We start from the raw sequence: 18,942 nt of genomic DNA, 5'->3' as shown, positions 1-18,942 counted from the left end.
GCATTCTCATGACTGAACGTACCGGCGCCGGAGACAGCAACACGGCAGTCGCAAGCGATCCTGCCGACGACGATCCTCGCCTGGCATTTATCTATCAGGAGGCGGTGCGAGGCCTCAATCATCAGCAGAATCTCGTCGAGAACATGAACACGCGCGCGGGCAGCCTCATCTTCGCCACCGCGTTTGTAAACTCGTTGCTTGGCGCAAGGGCGCTTTCCGACGGGCTCGGGCTCTGGGATTGGATCGCAGTGGCCCTGCTGTTCGGCATCGGCGGACTGATCGTCTTCCTGCTTTGGCCCTATCACAAATACACGTTCCGCTTCGATCCGGAAGAGCTGCTCCATCAATATGTCGATGGCGACAGGCCGCTGAAGATATCGGCCATGCAGCGCGCGCTTGCCCTTCGCATCAAGGCCGACATGGCCAGCAACTGGCGCATCATCCAGCGGCTTCGGGTGGCATTGCAGATCGCGCTGGTTCTTTTGTTGTTCGATATCCTGGCCTGGCTTTTCGCCGTCGCCGGCGTTTGACACGCACGATTTTGGGCCGAAGGCTATTTCCATCCCCAGCGGATTGCGCGGCAGCCCGACGCTAGGGTATCAGCACGACCTTGCCGATCGAGCGGTGCTCTTCGAGCAGGCGATGCGCCTCGCCGGCTTGGTCGAGCGGAAAGCGCCCGCCAGTCGTGACGACAATGTCGCCGCTGGCAGCCAGATCGAAAAGCTCCGAAAGGCTCGCTCTCAGCACCCCAGGGGACAACAGCGGGAGCAGCGCGAAGCCCTTCAACGACTGATTCCTGCCGATCATCGCCTCAAGCCGGGCAACGCCAAGCGCATAGCGGCCAAGTGCTGCAAACACGAGCTCGCCACCGGGCGCCAGGATATCGAGGAAGCCCCGGTCATCGCTCCGCCGACGGTGTCATAGATCGTATCGAGACCACCCTGCGCGGCGTCTCTGGTTTCGGCCTCCCAGTCTCCGGAATAACGATCGATGGCGATGTCGGCACCGTGCGACATGGCGACGTCGAGCTTGGCCTTGCCGCCGGCGAGCCCAATGACCCGGCGCGCGCCTTGGCGCTTCGCCAACTGGACGAGCAGCGAACCGACCCCGCCCGCGGCGGCGGGAACCAAAACCGTCCTGTTCGCCGGCGGACTTTGCCGCAACAGATGAAAGGCGGTCAGCCCCTGCACCATCAACGCCGTCGCCTCCTCGGACGAAAGCGGAGCCGGTAGGGGAAGGCCCAAGCCTGCGTCGATCGTCACATACTCGGCATAGCCGCCAAAGGGGCGTGTCGAGGCAAACAAGGGCGCCGCGATCCGGGTCCCGATCAGCGCACCGTCCACCCCTTGCCCGACGGCCTCGACGACGCCCGCCGCCTCGACGCCGGGAACCATCGGCAATTGCGGCGTCACCGCATAACCATCCGCGCGCATCAGCACCTCGAAAAAGTTGATGCCGGCGGCATGAACGCGGATCAGCACCTCGCCGGCCTGCGGCTCCGGCGTCGGCAGGTCGACAGTCTCCAGCACCTCGGGGCCGCCGAAACGGCTGAATTGTGCGGCTTTCATGGCAAACTCCGATCGCTATGGCATCGGCCGCGGTTTGCCACTATCTGCGAGACCTCGACTACACACTCATTTGTCCCCTGCTGACCAGGTGGTGACCATGGCGGGAATAACCAAGAGACTGCCGATGCTGCCGGCGGAGCGCGCCCTGAAAGTGATCGCAGGGCGCTGGAAGGCGGTCATCCTCTACCATCTCTTCGACGGCCCAAGGCGGCTGACCGCACTCAAGGCGCTGATGCCGGGCATCACCCAGAAAGTGCTGATCCAGCAGCTCCGCGAAATGGAGGAGCACGGTCTCGTCAGCCGCGAAATCTTCGCCGAAGTTCCGTCGCGCGTCGAATATTCCGCCACGCCGCTCGGCCTCAGCCTCGAGCCCATCCTGCTGGCGCTGTGCCAATGGGGCCAGCACCACGCCGACGAACTGAACGAAAAGCATCGCCTTGCCGACTGCGTCATCCGGCCACGACCAGGGCGGGACGAGCAAGCAGCCTTTCGCAATTGAAAAGGGCGGCGCAAGCGCCGCCCCACATCCTTGGGAGGATGATTTCGAGGCGGTCAGGCCGCCTTGATTTCCTCGTCTATGGCGTCGGCCTGGCGCGCGGTCTTGAGCGCCTTGGCCCACCAGGCGACGTCGTTGACGAGCGCGGTCGCGGCCTGGTTCAGGTGCTCGATCTCCTCGAGCTTCTTCTCGCCCTGGCGCACCGCGAGGAAATCGCCCCAGGCGATATGGACGGCCGACTTGACCGGCGCCATCTGCAATTCGACCGCGTGGAGGCGCAGCTGCTCGACAGCGCGGGCACCGCCGACGCTGCCATAGCCGACGAAGCCGGCCGGCTTCTTGTTCCATTCATTGGCGGCGTAGTCGATGGCGTTCTTCAGCACGGCCGTCGGGCCGTGATTGTACTCGGCGGCGGTGAAGATGAAGCCGTCATATTCGGCGACCTTCTTCTGCCAGCGCTGCGCCACCTCGTTGGTCGATGGCACCCAGGCGGAGGATGCGACCTCGTCGAAGAAGGGCATCGGGAAATCGCGCAGGTCAACGACATCGACCTCGATATCGGCATGCGATTTGGCGATCTTGGCGATCCATTGGGTGGGCACGTCGGCGAAGCGCGCGGCGCGTGTCGAACCGACGATGATGGCGATCTTGGGTTTGGACATAGGGGCTCTCCTGGTAAGCAATTCCTGGGCAGGTAAGACTGGTATCGTTTGGATACCGGGGCTATATGAGTTCCTGTCAACTTCATGCGCAAGGAGGCACCTTTTTGTTACTGAGGAACCCGCACAACACCGAAGACTGCCGTGCCGTTTCGGAAATCCTGCAGCGCGTCGGCGACAAGTGGACCGTGCTCGTCGTCGGCAAGCTCGGCGACGGACCGCTGCGCTTCAATGAGCTGCGCGCGGCTGTCGGCGGCATCTCGCAGAAGATGCTGACCACCACCTTGCGAGGGCTGGAACGCGACGGTTTCGTCACCCGCACCGTGTTCCCGACCATTCCGCCGCGCGTCGACTACGAGCTGACCGAACTCGGCCATGAACTGCTGGTCCCCGTCAGCGCGCTCGGCGAATGGGCGCGCAGGAACACCACGCGCGTGCGGGCCGCGCGTGCGAAATTCGATGGCCTGCATGGCTGAAATTCTACAGTCGTTCAGCAATCATTGACTGATTGTCTTCGTGCCTGCACCGCCGCCGCAGGGCTGAAAGACAGTTTCACAGCGGTCCCAGGCTTTAGTTTTCGGCTGGAACGGCCTTCGGCTTGCCCTCGCCGTCCAGCGCCACCATGACGAAATCGGCGTGCGTGACCTTTTCCATCAGGTCGGAGAGATAGCGCTGCGCCCAGGCCTCGACCTTGAGCGTGATCGAGGTGCGTCCGACGCGCTCGACATGGGTGTAGATGCACAGCGTGTCGCCGATCTTCATCGGCTTGGCGAAGGACATCTCCTTGACCGCCGCCGTCACCACGCGGCCCTTGGCGCGCTCGGCGGCGCGGATGCCGCAGGCCAGGTCCATCTGCGCCATCACCCAGCCGCCGAAAATGTCGCCGGCGGCATTGGCGTCCGAAGGCATGGCCAGCGTGCGCAGCGTCAGATCGCCGATCGGCCGCCCGTCCGCGTAATGCACCATGCGAGTTATCCCCAGAGATTGACTGCCCTGATCCCGTATCGTCAAGGCGCCAACGCGTCAACGCGAGACGATCGCGATCCACGGCTCGGACCTTCATTTCGAGTCCCCCCGCAAGGGCTCGCGGCCTTCTAGAAATAGCGCTCGAGGTTCGCTCGAATGCGATCGAGAACAGTATGCCCGGAAACGTCGGGGACGAACGTCCTGCCGGTGATGGCCTCGTAAGCCTGCGCATAGACTTTGGAGGCCTGTTCGACGATCTCATCCGGGATTTCCGGAATAGGCTCCCTGTAGGGATCGCAGCGCGCCGTCACCCACGACCGGATGAAATCCTTGTCGAAACTTTCCGGCCGAGTGCCGTTCGCCAGGGCCTGTTCGTAACTCCCGGCGATCCAGTACCGGCTGCTGTCGGGCGTGTGGATTTCGTCGGCCAGGATGATCGTCCTGTTTTGGTCGATGCCGAATTCGTATTTCGTGTCGGCGAGGATCAGGCCGCGTTCGGCGGCACGCGCCTGGCCGCGGGCGAACAGGTTCAAGGCGTAATCCGAGACGGTGTCCCACTGCGCCTGGGTGAGCAGGCCCTGTTCGATGATCTCGGTCCTGGACAGCGGCTCGTCATGGCCGCCATGCGCGGCCTTGCTGGTCGGCGTGATGATCGGTTCGGCCAGCTTCTCATTGTCGCGCAGGCCGTCCGGCAGCCGCATGCCATATATGTCCCGTTCGCCGCGACGATAGCGGGTCAGGATCGAGGTGCTGGTGGTGCCCGCCAGATAGCCGCGCACGACGATCTCGACCGGCAGGATGTCGAGCCTGGTGCCGACGACGACATTCGGGTCGGGATATTCGAGAACATGGTTCGGGCAGATATCGGCGGTTTCCTCAAACCAGTGCCGCGCCGTCTGCGTCAGGACCTCGCCCTTGAACGGGATCGAGGTCAGGATGGTGTCGAAGGCGCTGAGGCGGTCTGTGGCGATGATGATGCGCCTCCCGTCCGGGAGGTCGTAATTCTCGCGGACCTTGCCCTTGTAGTGACCCGGCAGTTCGGGAATGAAAGCATCCGACAGGACACGCATGGGATCTCCTGCCTTGCGCAGATTGGCCGATGTCCTCGCATAAGCTGTCGACCCCATGCGTATCAAGCGGGATTGTTAAGGGTTCCCCGCAACTGGATCCGGCATCGCGGTCGCTTTTTTCACAACGCATGCCGGAAGGCCCAGCGACGCGGCAAGCCCGCCCCGTCTAGGCTGCGGCCAGATTTCCGGAGCCGGCCATACCCATCATGCAGACCTACGACTTCATCATCGTCGGCTCCGGCTCGGCCGGTTCGGTGCTCGCCGATAAATTGTCGGCCTCGGGCCGCTTTTCGGTGCTTGTGCTCGAAGCCGGCGGCAGCGACCGCCGCTTCTACGTGCAGATGCCGCTCGGCTACGGCAAGACCTTCTTCGATCCCACGGTCAACTGGAACTACAAGACCGAGCCGGATCCCGGTCTTGGCGGCAATGTCGACCACTGGCCGCGCGGCAAGTTGCTTGGCGGGTCCAGCTCGATCAACGCCATGGTGTGGATCCGCGGCGCGCGCGAGGATTTCGACGACTGGCGCGACGCGGGCAATCCCGGCTGGGGCTATGACGACCTGCTGCCGGCCTTCAAGGCGCTGGAGGACAATGAAGCCGGGGCCGATAGATGGCGTGGCAGAGGTGGCCCGCTGCACATCAGCGATACGTCTGATGCCGTCCACCCGCTGACGAAGCGCTACCTCGCCGCCGGCCAGCAGGCCGGACTGCCGTTCAACTCCGATTTCAATGGCGCTGCCCAGGAAGGCGTCGGCGTCTACCAGATCTCGACCCGCAACGGCCGCCGCATGTCGGCCGCGCGCGCCTTCCTGCGCCCGGCGATGAAGCGCGCAAACGTCCGTGTCGAGACCAACGCGCTGGCAAGCCGCATCCTTTTCGAAGGCAAGCGTGCGGTCGGCATCGAATATTTACAGAACGGCCAGACGAAGACGGCCCGCGCCGGCCGCGAAATTATCCTGTCGGCCGGCTCGATCAACTCGCCGCAGCTTCTGCATCTCTCCGGCATTGGTCCGGCGGCGCTGCTCAAGGGATTCGGCATCCCGGTCATTCACGCCAACGAGAATGTCGGCGCCAATCTGCAGGACCATGTCGGCATCAACTACACCTTCAAGGGCAGGTTGCCGACGCTGAACCAGATCCTGCGTCCTTGGTGGGGCAAGCTCATGGTCGGCATGCAGTACATCCTGACGCGTTCCGGCCCGCTGTCGCTGTCGATGAACCACGGCGGTGGCTTCTTCCGCACCGACCCGGCCTTTTCGCGCCCCAACATGCAGCTCTATTTCCAGGCGTTTTCGACCGTCATCCCGAAGAGTGGCGAGCGCCCGATCCTGACGCCGGACCCTTGGCCTGGCTTCTCCATCGGCTTGTCCAACTGCCGCCCGTCGAGCCGCGGCGAGATCATGATCCGCTCCAGCAATCCGTTGGACCATCCCAAGATCGTCGCCAACGCCTATTCGACCAATGCCGATGTCGAGGAGATGCTGGCGGCGGTGAAATTCGTGCGCAAGATCGCCTCGATGCCGGCTATGGCCGAGATCATCGCGGAGGAGGTTTTGCCAGGCCCATCAATCACTTCGGACGCCGACCTGATCACGGATTTCAGGAAACGCTCCGGCACCGTCTATCATCCGGTTTCGACCTGCCGCATGGGACCCGATCCCGCGCGCGCCGTGGTCGATCCGCGGCTCAAGGTACATGGGCTAGAAGGCTTGCGCGTGATCGACGCCTCGATCTTTCCCGACAACATAACCGGCAACACCAACGCCGCCTCGATCCTGACCGGATGGAAAGGCGCCGAACTGGTTCTGGAGGACCAAGAATGAAGATCACCGACGTCAAGACCTGGGTTGTCGGCAATCCGCCGCCCGGCATCGGCGGCAAGTATTTCATCTTCGTCAAGCTTACCACCGATGGCGGTGTGGTGGGTTACGGCGAGGCCTACAACGCCACCTTCTCCGCCCATGTCACGGCCAGGATGGTCGAGGACATGGCCGAGCGCTATCTCGTCGGCCGCGATCCGCACGACATCGAGAATTTCTTTCGCCGCGCCTATTCCTCCGGCTTCACGCAGCGGCCAGACGTGTCCGGCATGGGCTGCTTCTCGGCGCTGGAAATGGCCTGCTGGGACATTATTGGCAAGGAAGCGGACAAACCCGTCTACAAGCTGCTCGGCGGCCAGGTGCACGAGACGCTGCGCTCCTACACTTACCTCTATCCGCATACCGGCAGCGTCCATTCCGAGGACGCCCCGGACGGCAGGAATGTCTACAACGACCCCGAAATGGCGGCGGCCTGCGCGCTCGAATATGTCGAGCAGGGTTTCAATGCCGTCAAGCTCGACCCGGCCGGTCCCTACACCGCCTTTGACGGCCACCAGCCGCGCCTGCTCGACATCGACGTCTCGACCCGCATGATCAAGGCGATCCGCGAGGCGGTCGGCACGCGTGCCGACATATTGTTCGGCACGCACGGTCAGTTCACCGCCTCCGGCGCCCTGCGCCTGGCGCGCGCCATCGAGCCCTATGACCCCTTGTGGTTCGAGGAGCCGGTGCCGCCCGACATGCCCGAAGTGATGGCACAAGTTGCCCGCGCGACCTCGATCCCGATCGCCACCGGCGAGCGCCTGACGACCAAGTTCGAATTCGCCCGCGTCATCGAGAACCGCGCCGCGACCATATTGCAGCCGGACCTCGGCCGCTCCGGCGGCATTCTCGAAACCAAGAAGATTGCCGCCATGGCCGAGGCCTACCACATCCAGATCGCGCCGCATTGCTATTGCGGACCGATCGTCGGCGCCGCCAACATCCAGCTGGCGGTGACGCTGCCCAACTTCCTGATCCTGGAATCGCTGAAGCAGTGGGACGGTTTCCACGCCACGTTGCTCAAGAAGAAGATCGAGTGGCAGGACGGCAACGTCATCCCGTCGAAGGAACCTGGCCTCGGCGTCGAACTCAACGAAGACGTCTGCGACGCCCATCCGTACACCGGCAAGGACCTGCATTTGCAGATGATGCAAACGCCGTTGATGCCGTGAGCGAAGGCTACGCCTTCGTCGGCCTTGGTCATCTCGGCGGCAAGCTAGCCGCCAGCCTGGTCCGAAATGGTTTTGCCGTCACCGTGTTCGACCGCGACCCGGCCGCTATCGAGCGCCTCGTGGCGCTCGGCGCTATCGCTGCCGGCAGCCCCGCCGAGGCGGCTGAGCGGGCGGGCAATGCCATCACCTGCCTGCCATCGCCGAGGGTCAGTGAGGCGGTACTCGCCGGTCCTGATGGACTGCTCAACGGCCTCCCCGCCGGCGGCACCTGGATTGAGATGTCGACCAATGGCCGCGACGAGATCGTGCGCCTCGCGGGCCTTGCCTCGGCCAGGGGAATCGAGACCTTGGAATGCCCGGTCACCGGTGGCGTGCATCTGGCGGCGGCCGGGAAAATCACCGCGCTGGTCGGTGGCGATGCCGATCTTTACGGGCGTCATCGCCCTGCCATCGATGCGATGTGCGCGAAGTCGTTCCTGATGGGCCCGATCGGCTCGGCGGCGGTGATCAAGGTCATCACCAACATGCTGGCCTTCATCCATCTCGTCGCCGCCGGTGAGGCGCTGATGCTGGCCAGGCAAGGCGGGCTCGACCTCGCCCAAGCCTATCACGCCATCGTCGCCTCCTCCGGCAACAGCTTCGTCCACGAAACCGAAAGCCAACTCATCCTGAACGGCTCCTACGACATCGGCTTCACCATGGACCTGGCGCTGAAGGACCTCGGCTTCGCGCTCGGCCTGGGTCGGGATTTCGGTGTGCCGGTGGAACTGGCATCGCGCGTCAATGCGATTTTCGAGCAGGGCAAGGCGGCTTACGGCGGCGGCGCCTGGTCGACCCAGATCGTCAAATTGCTCGAGGACGCTGTCGGCGCCGACCTGCGCGCGCCCGGTTTTCCGTCCAAACTGGAAATCTGAATCCGGGAAACTTGAAGCGGTTTCAAAAGGTTGAGCGCTCATCTGGAATCAGGACCGGAGCGACCTGAATCAAAGCCGCAACGTCTTGATTCAATATCTGAGCGTCAGAGCGCCGGGCAGGATCTCGAAGGTCGCTGGTATGCGCCCGGGCGACTCGCCGTCGATGTCGACCAGCGCGCCGTTCTTTTCCACGTCGCCGAGCGGTTCGACAACCACTTTCTTGCCGCGCAGGATGGTGATGGCCGGATGGTTGCGATGCCTGCCGCCATAGAGCAGGCGGATATCCCAGATCAGCTTCAGCTTGCTGGCCGCGCGCAGGATGACGATGTCGAATTGGCCGTCGGTCAGTTCGGCGTCCGGCGCGATCATCATGCCGCCGCCGAAGAATTTGCCATTGGCCACCGCGACCAGCGCCATGCGCGCCTCGACCGGCGCGCCGTCATCGACTGAAATCGTTACATCCTGGAACCGGTAGCGGGCGAATTCGACCACGGTGCGACACAGGAACAACGTCTTGGCCGCAACCTTGCCCTTGCGCTTGTCGGCGTTGACGGCGCGATCGGTAGCGCCCGAGAGCCCCAGGCTCGCAATGTTGACGAAGTGCCGGCTGGCCAGCGCGCCATGGTCGTCGATATAGCAGATGCGCCCTGCATCGACCGCCCTGCTCTTGGCCCCGGCGATCAGCTTCAGCGTCGCGTCCACCTCCTTCGGCAGGCCGAGCCCGCGCGCGAAATCGATACCCGTGCCGCACGGCAGCAGACCGAGTTCGGGCGCGCGGCCGTTTTCCTTGGACGCCTGCAACAGGCCGTCGGCCACCTCGCTGGCCGTGCCGTCGCCACCGGCCGCGATCACCAGGTCGAACCCGTTTGCCGCGAGGTCGAGCGCCAGCCTTTCGGCATCGCCTTCGGCCTGCGTTTCGCGCAGTTCGAAATCGCCGAAGTGATTTTTCAACGAAGCGGCGACCTCGGACCAGTGCCGTTTCAGCCAGCCGCCGCCGGCAATCGGATTGAGCACCACCCCGACCTTCAATGCGCATCCCTCCCCGCAAGGCGCCAGGCACGCACTGCCCGATCCTTTGCCGGCATTGAAGCCCGCGCCCGTCGGCTGAGCAATAGGCGCTCTCGGTTCGCGTGCCGAAAAAGCAGGGCAGGCTGTCCAAGGCCTTGGAGGGCGAAATTCCGAGACTTCTGGCAATGGTCCCCGATAATCCCGCTATCCACAGGCCCGCGGGCATTCCCCAACATCCTTGGCCGGCGTAAGTTTAACCCATCTCAGGCGGCTACCAATCGCCCAGCCGAAAGGCGAAAGTGAAAGGCGGATTTCCTGAGGCCCGTACGGCCCGAAGCGAGAGCAGGCTCGCCTGCTTCGAGGGACGGAAGCCGAGACCTACGGGGCCGCGGAAAGCGTGCCAACGCCGACGGCGGACCGATGCTGCCATGAAGGACGGCAAAAACCTTCGATGGCCGCAGGGCAAAGCCCGCAAGGGTGGAGACCGGCGTGGTCTGGAACGGGCGCGGCCTTCGGGCGGCGACTGGCAGGACCGTCAAAATCAAGGCCGGCTTGGTGCGACGACTTTAGGGGAGTTGCTGCCGTGACCGTGTCCTGGTCTGACAGGGAGGCGCTGGGAGAAATCCCGGCGCCGACTGTCTTTTTGCTTCCCGCTCAAGCGCCTTCCCGGCGAAGTTGCGGGCGCCGCTTCACCGCGCGCCAAAATCGGTTAGTATCGCCCTGTCAGAGTCCGTTTGCGTTTGCTGGCGGGTTCGCTGAAGGGGGATACTTCATGACATTGATCCAGAAGCTTGCCGCCGCCATGGCCTGACCGGCCATGGTCCTGTTTCGCTTCATGAAGCGTATCATCAGGACGATCCTCTGGCTGATCGTCATCATTGTCTTGATCCCGATCGCCGGGCTGGCCTACGGTTTCCTGACGACGCCGTCGCTGGACAAGACACCGTTGCCGGGTATCGCCGAAGGTGCACCGCAGCCGGCGCTCGCCGCCAGGGTGCGCGCCGAAATCCCCGGCTACCAGCGACCTGAGGAATCGACCTTCCTCACCTACCCGGAATGGGCCATCGTCTATGCCGCGCGCGAATATGCCGGCTTCGTCGCCAAGGACCAGCCGAGCGGCTTTCCCTATTTCGCCTATGTCGGCCGCTTCTGGCAGGACTACGCCATGGTGATCCGCGCCAGCTCCGCCTACAAGTTCAACTACGCCAACCACCAGATGCCGGTCGTCATCGGCACCAGCCACACGATCGAGCATGCCGTGCAATGGGCTTATGAAAACACGGTCGGCCGCATCACCGAGGCGATTGCGGGCAGGCGCACGGCGACTGACATCTACCAGGGCAAGGTGGCGGCCGAATACGCCGCCTTCCTCGACCAGGGGCCGTGGTACCAGTTTCCCTATGCCGAGAAGCGCGCCGGGCTTTTCGCGGTCCAGCCGGCGCCGGGCGACAGCGCCGTGCGCTCCAGCGAACGAAAGCTTGCCTTCGGCCTCGCCGACACGATCAAGCAGTTCTATGCCAGCCTGATCAGGCAGGCACTCGCGGCAACGTCCGATCCGGCCTTGCTCGACATCCACGTCTGGGCCAAGGGACCGGTCGGCGAAGCGACGCGCAACGAAGCCGACACCTTGCTCGAACGCGACTACGGCCCCGACGGCACCGTTTTCGTCACCAAGCGCTACCAGATGTTCACCGACATGATTCCGCGCCTGATCGACAAGGGCGTCTCATTCGTCGAGATCGGCGGCAACGACGAGATCATGATCACCGTGCTCTCCACGGATTCGATCGCCGTCCCCGAAGGCATGCGCATCCTGTTCAGCTATCCGCTGCCGGCCGATCCATCGTCACGCCGCACCGGCATGGTCGTAGCCGTACCCAAACTGCATCTGGTATTGCCGGCGCTGATCAAGTCAGGCGCCAGGCTGGAGCACGTCTACGACTACTGAGGCCTTTCGGCCACGGTGCGCGGAGAACGGCTGTGTCGAGCGCCCGCCACGCTCATTTCACAATCGCGGCCAAATCCCGCCTTGTTCACGCGCGATGGACTGTCGCATGTCGCCCAAAGCGTGCCCGCGGGCTGCACCCAGTGGGTCGCGACTGCATCTGAATGGGCTGCCGAGGGGCACATCGAGGGGACGAGACCGTGATCAAGACCGCCCTTGTCGCCATGACCATCGTCGGCTGCGACTGCGACGCCAAGCTTTGCGAATATATCGGCGAGACGCCGGCCAAGTGGTCGACCATCGCCGAGTGCGAAGCGGCGATGAAGAGCCAGATGCTGCACGAGCGCAATTTTAACTATCCGCTCGTCTCTGGCATCTGCCGCGCGAAAGGCTCTGCGTCCTCCTCGCAACTGGCCGCGACCGCTTCGCGCCCGGAGTTGAAGTCCGCCAGCCGCGCCGTTGAGCCGACGCTGCCGCCCGAGCTGAGCCACAGGCCGACGGTCCCGGTCGGCTCGCCGACGACGGCGATGGAAGCGGCCGCCGCGCGGCCGGTCGCCTATGAACAGGTGGTCGATGGCGGCACCGGCGTGCTCTATCGTACGAAAAACGGCTATGCCGTCGTCAAGACCGATCTTGGCCGCGCCGTATCGGCGACCGCCGACATGGCCAAGCGTTCGGCCAACTGGCTGGCTGGCCTGGTGCCGAGCAAGCTGTAGGGACGAAGCTTTCTTCACCGGCGTCACCATGCCGGTCTGTCATCGACGGTCGCCGCCACCTTGGACCTGAAGAGACAAGACTCGCGCAAAGGTTGCAAACCGGATGGGGATGCAGCATTGTGTCGACCGCAACGATGAAGGGGGGCCTTCCATGAAACCAGCGGTCCGAATTGCCGCAGCCTTGATGCTGGCGCTTGCTCCGGGATCGGTCGGCGCGCAAGGCGTGGATCCGGGTGACGACAAGGGGATCATCTTCGCTCCGGGCGATCCCGACATGGCTGCGGCGACCAAGCAGGCGCTCGCTGGCCTGGATGAATTCCTGGCACTGTCCGAAATGCCTCCCTCCGGCACAGGCAGGTTCAAGTTGAAGGTCAAGGTGCGGGATGGGCAAGTCACCGAGCACTTCTGGGTCATACCGTTCCGCCGTGCCGGGACAGGGTTTGTCGGCATATTGGCCAATGAGCCGGAGGCAGTGCGCAACGTCGTGCTCGGCCAGAACATAGAATTCACCAGAGACGACATTTCCGACTGGGGATATACGCGAGACGGCCATCAGGTCGGCAGCTTCACGATCTGCGTGATGTTCAAGCGAATGTCGAAAGAAGAGGCGGACAACATGCGCGAAAAGTACGGCTTCGATTGCTGACGGGAACGCCGGCTGATCAAGCCGCTTCGTCCCTGGCGCCGATCTTGCGCACCAGCGCTGCCGTCGCCAGCATCGCGCCCATATCCGATATCATCGGCGCGACATGGGTCTGGTAGTCCAGTGGCACCGAAATGGCGGGCAATTCGAAGAAATTCTTCGCCTGCGGCAGGAGCAGAAAACCGTCGCTGCCGTTGAGGGCCACGCGCGCGGGTTCCTCCGGCCAGGTTTCGCCCAGCCATTTCAGCGCTTGCGTCAACCGGCCGGTCACCAATGGCTGCGCCGCCTCGGCATTGTCGGTGCGGAACTCATAGGCGGCATCCAGTTCCGGCACGCCGGATGACAGTTCCTGCATCTTGCTGGCGAACATTCCACGGAAGAAGCGGACGACGGCATTGGTCCGCCGCGTCGCCACCAATATTCCCGGAAACGGTTCGATGGCTTCGAAGGCGACGATCACGCCTTTGAAGGCCGTCGATGAGCCCTTGCCTGTCCCTTCCCGCAGTTCCGCTTCGTAGAGCTCGAACGGAAACTCTTCGTAGCGGCCGGAAACGACATCGTCGAACGACTGCCGGTTGAACGGCCCGACCGCCTCGCGCGGCAGCCGGTCGAAGGAATTTGGCCGCCCGCCATGCGCGTAGCGCACGTCGCGGATGAAGCCGAAGATGATGGGCAGCAGTGTTTGGCGAAATGATTGCTGCAGCCGCGTCGCCGGCTTCATCGCCTGGAAATAAAGCAGGATCGAAACCGCGAAACCGACGACATAGAGGAACACATGCGGCGTCGAGAACCATTGCTCGTTGGGATCGGCGACCTTGTTGAACAGCCAGGCGATCAGCACCACCGTCGCCAGCACCAAACCGACGAACAGCGGCACCCGCCAGCGTACCTGCCGCACCACGGAGGCCCGCGCCGCTTCATAAGCCTCGATGTTTTTCCGGATGCCGGCAACCACGGCGTCGCCAGGTATGAAATCCGCTGTTTCCACCGCCACCCCCGCTTGCCTGGACCGGTTCATGATAGCCGGTTTTGTCTGAAGTATCGACTGTAGCGCCTCTTCAACAGATGCTTGCGCCGCCTCTTCATTCGCCAATCATCAGCGCTTGGAAAAGCGCCGACATGGCGATCTTGGCCAATGTCCACCACCTGTAGTTACGGAAAGACCGCGCTCAACCGCCTCTCCACCTTGTCACGCATGCGGCCCTCCAATCCTTCCACCGGCGCCAGCCGCTCATGATCCCCGGCGCGCAGCCGCACAAAGGGATGCATCCGGTAGGAAATGACTGACCCCCGCGTTCCCGCATCGGCGCTGACGTCGGCGACAAGAATCCCGCCAATGCGTCCCGGCCAAGGCTGGCGGATAAGGGCGGTTCCGAGGAAATCGCCAAGTCCATAGGCGACAATCGTATCGCCGATCCGCTCCACCGGCTGCACGACATGGGCGTGGTGGCCGGCGATCAGCCCGACGCCCTGCCCTGCCAGGCGCCTCGCCAGTCTCCGCGTTTCGGCGCGCGGAAAGTGGCGGAACTCCCAATCCCAATGCGGCACGGCGCAGAGGAGATCGAACCCGTCACCTCGCAGGTGGGCAATATCGCCGGCCATCGAAACGCGGCCGGCGAACAGGTCCTCGCCCGCATTGCGCCACAGCGTGAAGGCGGCGAACCCGACAGTCAGCGGCCCGACTTCGACAGGCTGCACCGGGCTGTTGCCGGCGAGGCCAATAGTGCCGATACCGAGCCGCTTCAGCGCCGCCACGGTCTCATCGAAACCGGCGACGCCCTGGTCGAGCACATGGTTGTTGGCCAGCGACAGCACCAGTCTTTCACGCGAGATGCCGACTGCCGCCAACGCGTCGCCGAGAAAGCGCTCGCTCATCGCGTGATGGGTGCCGAGCCTGGTGCCGAGCACGGCGCTTGGCTTGTCCACGATCGGGCTTTCGCAATTGCCGATCACCAGGTCGGCCGCGCCAAGCAGCGTTTTGATCACCGGATCACAGTCGGGCGCGCTGCGGTTGGCCACCGCCGAAATGTCGCCGACGAAGGCGAGCCGCACCGTCCGTTTCGGCGCCCGATCCACCATCGTTCCGGCCACGGGCGCGAAGCCTTGCACACCACCGGCCAGCGACGGTTTCAGGAATCGCGGCAGCCACGACAGTTTGTAGGAGAGCGGATAGTTCGACACGCGATGTCCAATCGTTTGCCCTGTGTAGACCGTCCGCCGGGCGCGTTGAAGCCAGCCAATGACAATCATGCGTCAGGGCCGGCAGACGCGGCATTGCAAATGCGTGTATGATTGCCGGCACGACGCGCATGGGAGGGGGAAAATGACACCACTGGCAAGTCTGCTGGCATTGGCACTTGCTCTGGTTCTGCCGATGTCTTCGGCGCAGGCCGCCATGCCCGAAACCGCGGCCGCTCTGTTCGAGGCCAAAACCGTGGTCGCGCGCGACACGGCGCTCTCGACGCTGGAGGCAGCCGCATCCACCGACCCGGCATCCGCCTATGCCGCCGGCGCCGGCGAATTCTTCACCGCGCTGGAATTGCTGGCCAGCGGCCTGCACCGCCACGGCTTCGAGAGCCCGCGATCCTTCATGCTGCCGCTGATGCGGCTGCCTGTGCCGGAAAACCCGAACCCCGAACCGCTGACCTACGAACAGTTCCGCGCCATATTGGTCGCCTTCCGCAACCGGCTCGAGAAATCCGCAGCCACGCTGGGCTCGGTGCCTGCCGATGCCGATATCGGCATTGTCATTGACCTCACCCAAGTCGGCATCGACCTTAACGAGGACGGCACGATCTCGCCGGACGAAAGCATTGCCGCCATAATGGCCTCGCTGTCGCGCGGCGTGGCGCCCGACGATGCCGCGCCTGCGCTCACCTTCCGCTTCGACCGCGCCGACGGTTATTGGCTGCAGGGCTATGCCGAGTTCCTGATGGCGCAGGCCGATTTCTGGCTGGCGCATGATTTCAGGAGCACGTTCGACGGTTCCTTCCACATGCTCTTCCCGCGCGCAAAACTGCCGTTGCAGGACATCCTCGTTCCGCCGGCTGGCGACATGGGCAGCAGCATCTTCTCCTCGGAATGGCGCATCGCCGATTTCATCTCGCTGGTGCATCTTGTCAACTGGCCGGTGGTCGAGCCCGAGCGGCGGCAGGCGGCGCGCCGTCACCTGCTGGAGATGATCCGGCTGTCGCGCGAGGACTGGAAGGCGATCCGCGCCGAGACCGACAATGACCGCGAATGGCTGCCGGGACCGCAACAGAAGGGCGAAAACCCGCTCACCGGCCTCGAAGTCGGAGAGCAGCAGGTCGCGGCCTGGCTCGCCACCTTGACCATGGCCGAGGACCTGCTCGAAGGCCGCGTGCTGCTGCCGCATTTCCGCATCACCGGCAAGGGCATCAACATGAAGCGCTTCTTCGACGAGCCGAAACCCTTCGACCTGGTGCTGTCGATCACCGGCCCGGCCATCGCGCCCTATCTCGAAAGCGGCAGGATCCTGACCAGCGACGATTTCGACCAGATCCAGAGCGAGTTCGGCGGCGGTGGCTTCCTGACGTTTGCGCTGTGGTTCAACTGAGGGCCCAAGAGGGCTGCGTTCCTGGGCGGTCAGCGCCAGCCCCCCACCCGGACCTGCGGTCCAACCTCCCCACAAGGGGGAGGTAGAAGCTCCATTGCAAACCCTAGAAAATCGCGCCTTGGTACAGCACCGCTTCCGCCTCCTCCGGCGCGAACCGCCGCGCCAACACGGTGGCCGATCAATGGTCGCCGCGAAACCGTGGTACGGGCCGGTTATCTGCGGCGGGCGGGTAGCAGTTTTGGGGCGACGCGCTGGGCCTTCTCGGGAGTACGGAATGACACGCGCCACCGTCGCGGCCCCGCTGAAACGGCCATTCGCTTCAATTAGCGAGAGCTGTTTTGCTTGACTCGGCCGTTAAAAGCAGGCAGCAAAATACTCTTGGAAGGGCTGCAATACCGCGTTCATGGTCGTGGACGAGCCTTTTTTGGCACAAAGTCCACGTCTCTCGGTTGGTTTTGAGAGGGATTGGTTAACCAACTTTGTCCATATTTTGAAGCAATCGGCAACCAAAGACAGGCGCGGCAAACGCGTCGGGGACCACCTGGGATCACTCACAGAATGGTCGTCGCGGCTATCACAGCCGCGGACGTGGGAGCCGATTGGAGCAAGATTGGTTGAATGGCGTTCTTGAGTAAGAAAATCGTCGGGGACAGGCGTTGGGACGGCGAAGCTGCCGACAACGCGTCACGTGCCTCATCCTTCAACTCTAAGCGGATCGTCCGCTGGGTCGCCGTGCCCGGCGTCAGCGCTGCCGTTGGCCTGTGGCTGGTCGGGACAATGGCTGGTCTGAGCTCAGTCGGCGCTTCGCTGTGGTCGACGTCGAGTGTCCTGCCGCAGAGGCTGGCCATGCCGGGCTCGCTCGCTCTTGCCGATCCGCTGAAACAGCATTTCCTGATGCCCGCTGCGCCATTCGCACTGGCCAACGCCGATGGCGGCACGCAGGCGCTGCAGAACCACGCCGTGCAATGCGGCTCCGGATGCTTCAGGCTGGCCGCGCTCGCTCCTCGGGCGGAAAAGTCGGCGCGCCTCGTGGCCGCGTCCACGGCACACCCTGTCCCGGTCGCCAAGACGACCTCGCAGGAGCGCTTCGAGCGCATGGAAGCATCTCTCTCGCCAAGCAAGCTCGCCGCCGCCTTCGCCAACGCGGCCAAGCCCGTGGCCACGGCCGGCGCACCCGCCCGTCCTATCATCTCGACCTCCGCTCCACAGGTCGCCAAGGCATCGCTGGTGCCGGGCGCCAAGCTCATCGCCAGCCTGTCTGAAGACTTGCCGGCACCCGCGGCGGAGCGCTTCGCCCGGATCGACACCGGCTCGGTGGTTGTTCAGACAGCGCCGCAGCCGATGCATTTTGCCCAGCCGGATACCGGCACGCCGGACAATTCGCAACTGGCCCTCGCGCTCGCCCGCTCGCTGCCGGTCGAGGACGAGGCATTCGCCTCGCCATTGCCGATGACGGAGTCTTCGGCCGATGTCGCGGTTTCGCCTGTTGAAATCCAGCAGGAACAGCCGGGCGATGCCGCGGCCTTGCCCGACGCGCTCACCGATGACGTGCCGCTGCCGACCCGTCGGCCGCAATTCGACGCGCCGGAGCCGTTGAAGTCCGTGGAGCAGGAAAAGCCGACTCAACAGCCCAAGGTCGTGCAGCAGAAGCCGGCACCTCAGACAAAGCCGGTCCAGCAAGCCCAGCCGGCAAAGCCGGCCCGGCAGGGCCGGCCGGCGGATGGCGGCGACGCGTTGGCCTATGCGAAGCCAGACACGCCTTCGGGCGGCCTCGGCCAGGCGTTCAGGAACCTGTTCAACGCGCCGGGCGGCTCCAGGAGCGGAGCCGGCAGCGGTGTCGCCATCTATGACATCAGCGCCAAGACCGTCTACATGCCCGACGGTTCGAGGCTCGAAGCGCATTCGGGCATCGGCGCCATGGCGGACCAGCCGCGCTATGCCGATCAGAAGAACCGCGGACCGACACCGCCCAATACCTACAATCTGTCGCTGCGCGAGTCGCGCTTTCATGGTGTCGAGGCTTTGCGTCTGACACCCGTCGATGGCCGCAATAAATACAATCGTGACGGCCTGCTGGCCCACACCTACCTGCTTCGGGGCCGCTACGCACAGTCCAGTGGCTGCGTCGCCTTCAAGGACTATGCGCGCTTCCTCGCCGCCTTCAAGAAGGGCAAAATCAAGCGCCTCGTCGTGGTGCCGCGCCTGAACGGATCGCCGACACGCGTGGCGGACAACGCACGCGGCGCCTGACCGCAATCGGCAGGCATCACCGGCACTTGCCTCCTCCTGACAGCCTTCTGTCAGGAGCTGCATCTGGCGGTGCGCCTCGGCTGATCGCGCTCTTTC

General features: G+C 64.0%; 17 protein-coding genes and 1 pseudogene. 11 read left to right on the top strand and 7 right to left on the bottom strand.

Annotated elements, in window-relative coordinates; all coding sequences use genetic code 11:
• Positions 1-8: 8 nt before the first annotated feature.
• On the top strand, positions 9-530 hold the full coding sequence (locus FJ443_RS23120) for a hypothetical protein (protein WP_181168554.1): 522 nt from the start codon (positions 9-11) through the stop codon (positions 528-530).
• Between the two features lie 61 nt (positions 531-591).
• On the opposite strand, the pseudogene FJ443_RS23115 reads toward FJ443_RS23120, so the two are convergent.
• Positions 592-1,568: pseudogene (locus FJ443_RS23115) on the bottom strand (zinc-binding dehydrogenase).
• Positions 1,569-1,665: 97 nt separating this feature from the next.
• Here FJ443_RS23115 and FJ443_RS23110 point away from each other — a divergent pair.
• Positions 1,666-2,067 (top strand): helix-turn-helix domain-containing protein, encoded by a 402-nt coding sequence (locus tag FJ443_RS23110; protein WP_140495976.1) that lies wholly within the window; start codon positions 1,666-1,668, stop codon positions 2,065-2,067.
• Positions 2,068-2,120: 53 nt separating this feature from the next.
• On the opposite strand, the gene FJ443_RS23105 is transcribed toward FJ443_RS23110, so the two are convergent.
• Positions 2,121-2,726, bottom strand: a complete 606-nt coding sequence (locus FJ443_RS23105) for an NADPH-dependent FMN reductase (protein ID WP_140495977.1) — start codon at positions 2,724-2,726, stop codon at positions 2,121-2,123.
• A gap of 104 nt (positions 2,727-2,830) precedes the next feature.
• On the opposite strand from FJ443_RS23105, the gene FJ443_RS23100 reads away from it, so the two are divergent.
• Positions 2,831-3,199 (top strand): helix-turn-helix domain-containing protein, encoded by a 369-nt coding sequence (locus tag FJ443_RS23100; protein ID WP_181165214.1) that lies wholly within the window; start codon positions 2,831-2,833, stop codon positions 3,197-3,199.
• Positions 3,200-3,293: 94 nt separating this feature from the next.
• Here FJ443_RS23100 and FJ443_RS23095 read toward each other — a convergent pair whose 3' ends face one another.
• Both FJ443_RS23095 and FJ443_RS23090 read right to left on the bottom strand, forming a co-directional pair.
• Positions 3,294-3,689 (bottom strand): acyl-CoA thioesterase, encoded by a 396-nt coding sequence (locus FJ443_RS23095; RefSeq protein ID WP_140560632.1) that lies wholly within the window; start codon positions 3,687-3,689, stop codon positions 3,294-3,296.
• Positions 3,690-3,817: 128 nt separating this feature from the next.
• Positions 3,818-4,759, bottom strand: a complete 942-nt coding sequence (locus FJ443_RS23090; RefSeq protein WP_140649732.1) for a phosphoribosylaminoimidazolesuccinocarboxamide synthase — start codon at positions 4,757-4,759, stop codon at positions 3,818-3,820.
• Between the two features lie 206 nt (positions 4,760-4,965).
• Between FJ443_RS23090 and FJ443_RS23085 the strand changes: the two genes are divergently transcribed.
• Genes FJ443_RS23085 through FJ443_RS23075 form a run of 3 tightly spaced genes read left to right on the top strand, consistent with a single transcriptional unit; the run spans position 4,966 to position 8,707 of the window.
• On the top strand, positions 4,966-6,582 hold the full coding sequence (locus FJ443_RS23085; RefSeq protein WP_140666111.1) for a GMC family oxidoreductase N-terminal domain-containing protein: 1,617 nt from the start codon (positions 4,966-4,968) through the stop codon (positions 6,580-6,582).
• On the top strand, positions 6,579-7,793 hold the full coding sequence (locus FJ443_RS23080; protein WP_140495981.1) for a mandelate racemase/muconate lactonizing enzyme family protein: 1,215 nt from the start codon (positions 6,579-6,581) through the stop codon (positions 7,791-7,793). The genes FJ443_RS23085 and FJ443_RS23080 overlap by 4 nt, the downstream gene beginning before the upstream one ends.
• Positions 7,790-8,707 (top strand): NAD(P)-dependent oxidoreductase, encoded by a 918-nt coding sequence (locus FJ443_RS23075; RefSeq protein WP_140666110.1) that lies wholly within the window; start codon positions 7,790-7,792, stop codon positions 8,705-8,707. The genes FJ443_RS23080 and FJ443_RS23075 overlap by 4 nt, the downstream gene beginning before the upstream one ends.
• A gap of 90 nt (positions 8,708-8,797) precedes the next feature.
• On the opposite strand, the gene FJ443_RS23070 is transcribed toward FJ443_RS23075, so the two are convergent.
• Positions 8,798-9,736 carry a diacylglycerol kinase family protein gene (locus FJ443_RS23070; protein ID WP_140666108.1) on the bottom strand — a complete coding sequence of 313 codons (939 nt, stop codon included), beginning with the start codon at positions 9,734-9,736 and terminating at the stop codon, positions 8,798-8,800.
• A gap of 796 nt (positions 9,737-10,532) precedes the next feature.
• Here FJ443_RS23070 and FJ443_RS23065 point away from each other — a divergent pair.
• The 3 genes from FJ443_RS23065 (at position 10,533) to FJ443_RS23055 (ending at position 13,022) form a co-directional block, all read left to right on the top strand.
• The gene (locus tag FJ443_RS23065) at positions 10,533-11,663 is read left to right on the top strand and encodes a hypothetical protein (RefSeq protein ID WP_140666106.1); all 1,131 of its coding nucleotides are present in this window, start codon (positions 10,533-10,535) and stop codon (positions 11,661-11,663) included.
• Between the two features lie 197 nt (positions 11,664-11,860).
• Entirely contained in the window at positions 11,861-12,376 is a 516-nt protein-coding gene (locus FJ443_RS23060) for a hypothetical protein (protein ID WP_140666104.1), read from the top strand.
• A 151-nt stretch (positions 12,377-12,527) separates the two neighbouring features.
• Positions 12,528-13,022, top strand: a complete 495-nt coding sequence (locus FJ443_RS23055) for a DUF2314 domain-containing protein (protein ID WP_140666102.1) — start codon at positions 12,528-12,530, stop codon at positions 13,020-13,022.
• A 16-nt stretch (positions 13,023-13,038) separates the two neighbouring features.
• Here the strand turns inward: FJ443_RS23055 and FJ443_RS23050 are convergent, their stop codons facing one another.
• Both FJ443_RS23050 and FJ443_RS23045 read right to left on the bottom strand, forming a co-directional pair.
• Positions 13,039-14,007, bottom strand: a complete 969-nt coding sequence (locus FJ443_RS23050) for a DUF3137 domain-containing protein (RefSeq protein WP_140666159.1) — start codon at positions 14,005-14,007, stop codon at positions 13,039-13,041.
• A gap of 164 nt (positions 14,008-14,171) precedes the next feature.
• Positions 14,172-15,200, bottom strand: a complete 1,029-nt coding sequence (locus tag FJ443_RS23045; RefSeq protein ID WP_140666100.1) for a CapA family protein — start codon at positions 15,198-15,200, stop codon at positions 14,172-14,174.
• A gap of 142 nt (positions 15,201-15,342) precedes the next feature.
• On the opposite strand from FJ443_RS23045, the gene FJ443_RS23040 reads away from it, so the two are divergent.
• Positions 15,343-16,596: a hypothetical protein gene (locus FJ443_RS23040; RefSeq protein WP_140666098.1), complete on the top strand. Its 1,254-nt coding sequence runs from the start codon at positions 15,343-15,345 to the stop codon at positions 16,594-16,596.
• A gap of 618 nt (positions 16,597-17,214) precedes the next feature.
• A complete protein-coding gene (locus FJ443_RS23035) occupies positions 17,215-18,846 on the top strand; it encodes a DUF2778 domain-containing protein (RefSeq protein WP_140666096.1) in 1,632 nt (543 codons plus the stop codon).
• Positions 18,847-18,942 lie beyond the last annotated feature (96 nt).

Source organism: Mesorhizobium sp. B2-6-1, assembly GCF_006440475.1.
Classification (GTDB): domain Bacteria; phylum Pseudomonadota; class Alphaproteobacteria; order Rhizobiales; family Rhizobiaceae; genus Mesorhizobium.
The sequence above is the reverse complement of the archived record's forward strand: the minus strand, read 5'-3'. Positions and strand labels throughout refer to the sequence as shown.

Excerpts from the sequence above, each read along its gene's own strand:
- FJ443_RS23095 (WP_140560632.1), bottom strand. The coding sequence starts at position 3,689 with ATGGTGCATTACGCGGACGGGCGGCCGATCGGCGATCTGACGCTGCGC.
- FJ443_RS23085 (WP_140666111.1), top strand. The coding sequence starts at position 4,966 with ATGCAGACCTACGACTTCATCATCGTCGGCTCCGGCTCGGCCGGTTCG.
- FJ443_RS23110 (WP_140495976.1), top strand. The coding sequence starts at position 1,666 with ATGGCGGGAATAACCAAGAGACTGCCGATGCTGCCGGCGGAGCGCGCC.
- FJ443_RS23090 (WP_140649732.1), bottom strand. The coding sequence starts at position 4,759 with ATGCGTGTCCTGTCGGATGCTTTCATTCCCGAACTGCCGGGTCACTAC.
- FJ443_RS23065 (WP_140666106.1), top strand. The coding sequence starts at position 10,533 with ATGGTCCTGTTTCGCTTCATGAAGCGTATCATCAGGACGATCCTCTGG.
- FJ443_RS23055 (WP_140666102.1), top strand. The coding sequence starts at position 12,528 with ATGAAACCAGCGGTCCGAATTGCCGCAGCCTTGATGCTGGCGCTTGCT.
- FJ443_RS23035 (WP_140666096.1), top strand. The coding sequence starts at position 17,215 with ATGGCGTTCTTGAGTAAGAAAATCGTCGGGGACAGGCGTTGGGACGGC.
- FJ443_RS23120 (WP_181168554.1), top strand. The coding sequence starts at position 9 with ATGACTGAACGTACCGGCGCCGGAGACAGCAACACGGCAGTCGCAAGC.
- FJ443_RS23080 (WP_140495981.1), top strand. The coding sequence starts at position 6,579 with ATGAAGATCACCGACGTCAAGACCTGGGTTGTCGGCAATCCGCCGCCC.
- FJ443_RS23040 (WP_140666098.1), top strand. The coding sequence starts at position 15,343 with ATGACACCACTGGCAAGTCTGCTGGCATTGGCACTTGCTCTGGTTCTG.
- FJ443_RS23105 (WP_140495977.1), bottom strand. The coding sequence starts at position 2,726 with ATGTCCAAACCCAAGATCGCCATCATCGTCGGTTCGACACGCGCCGCG.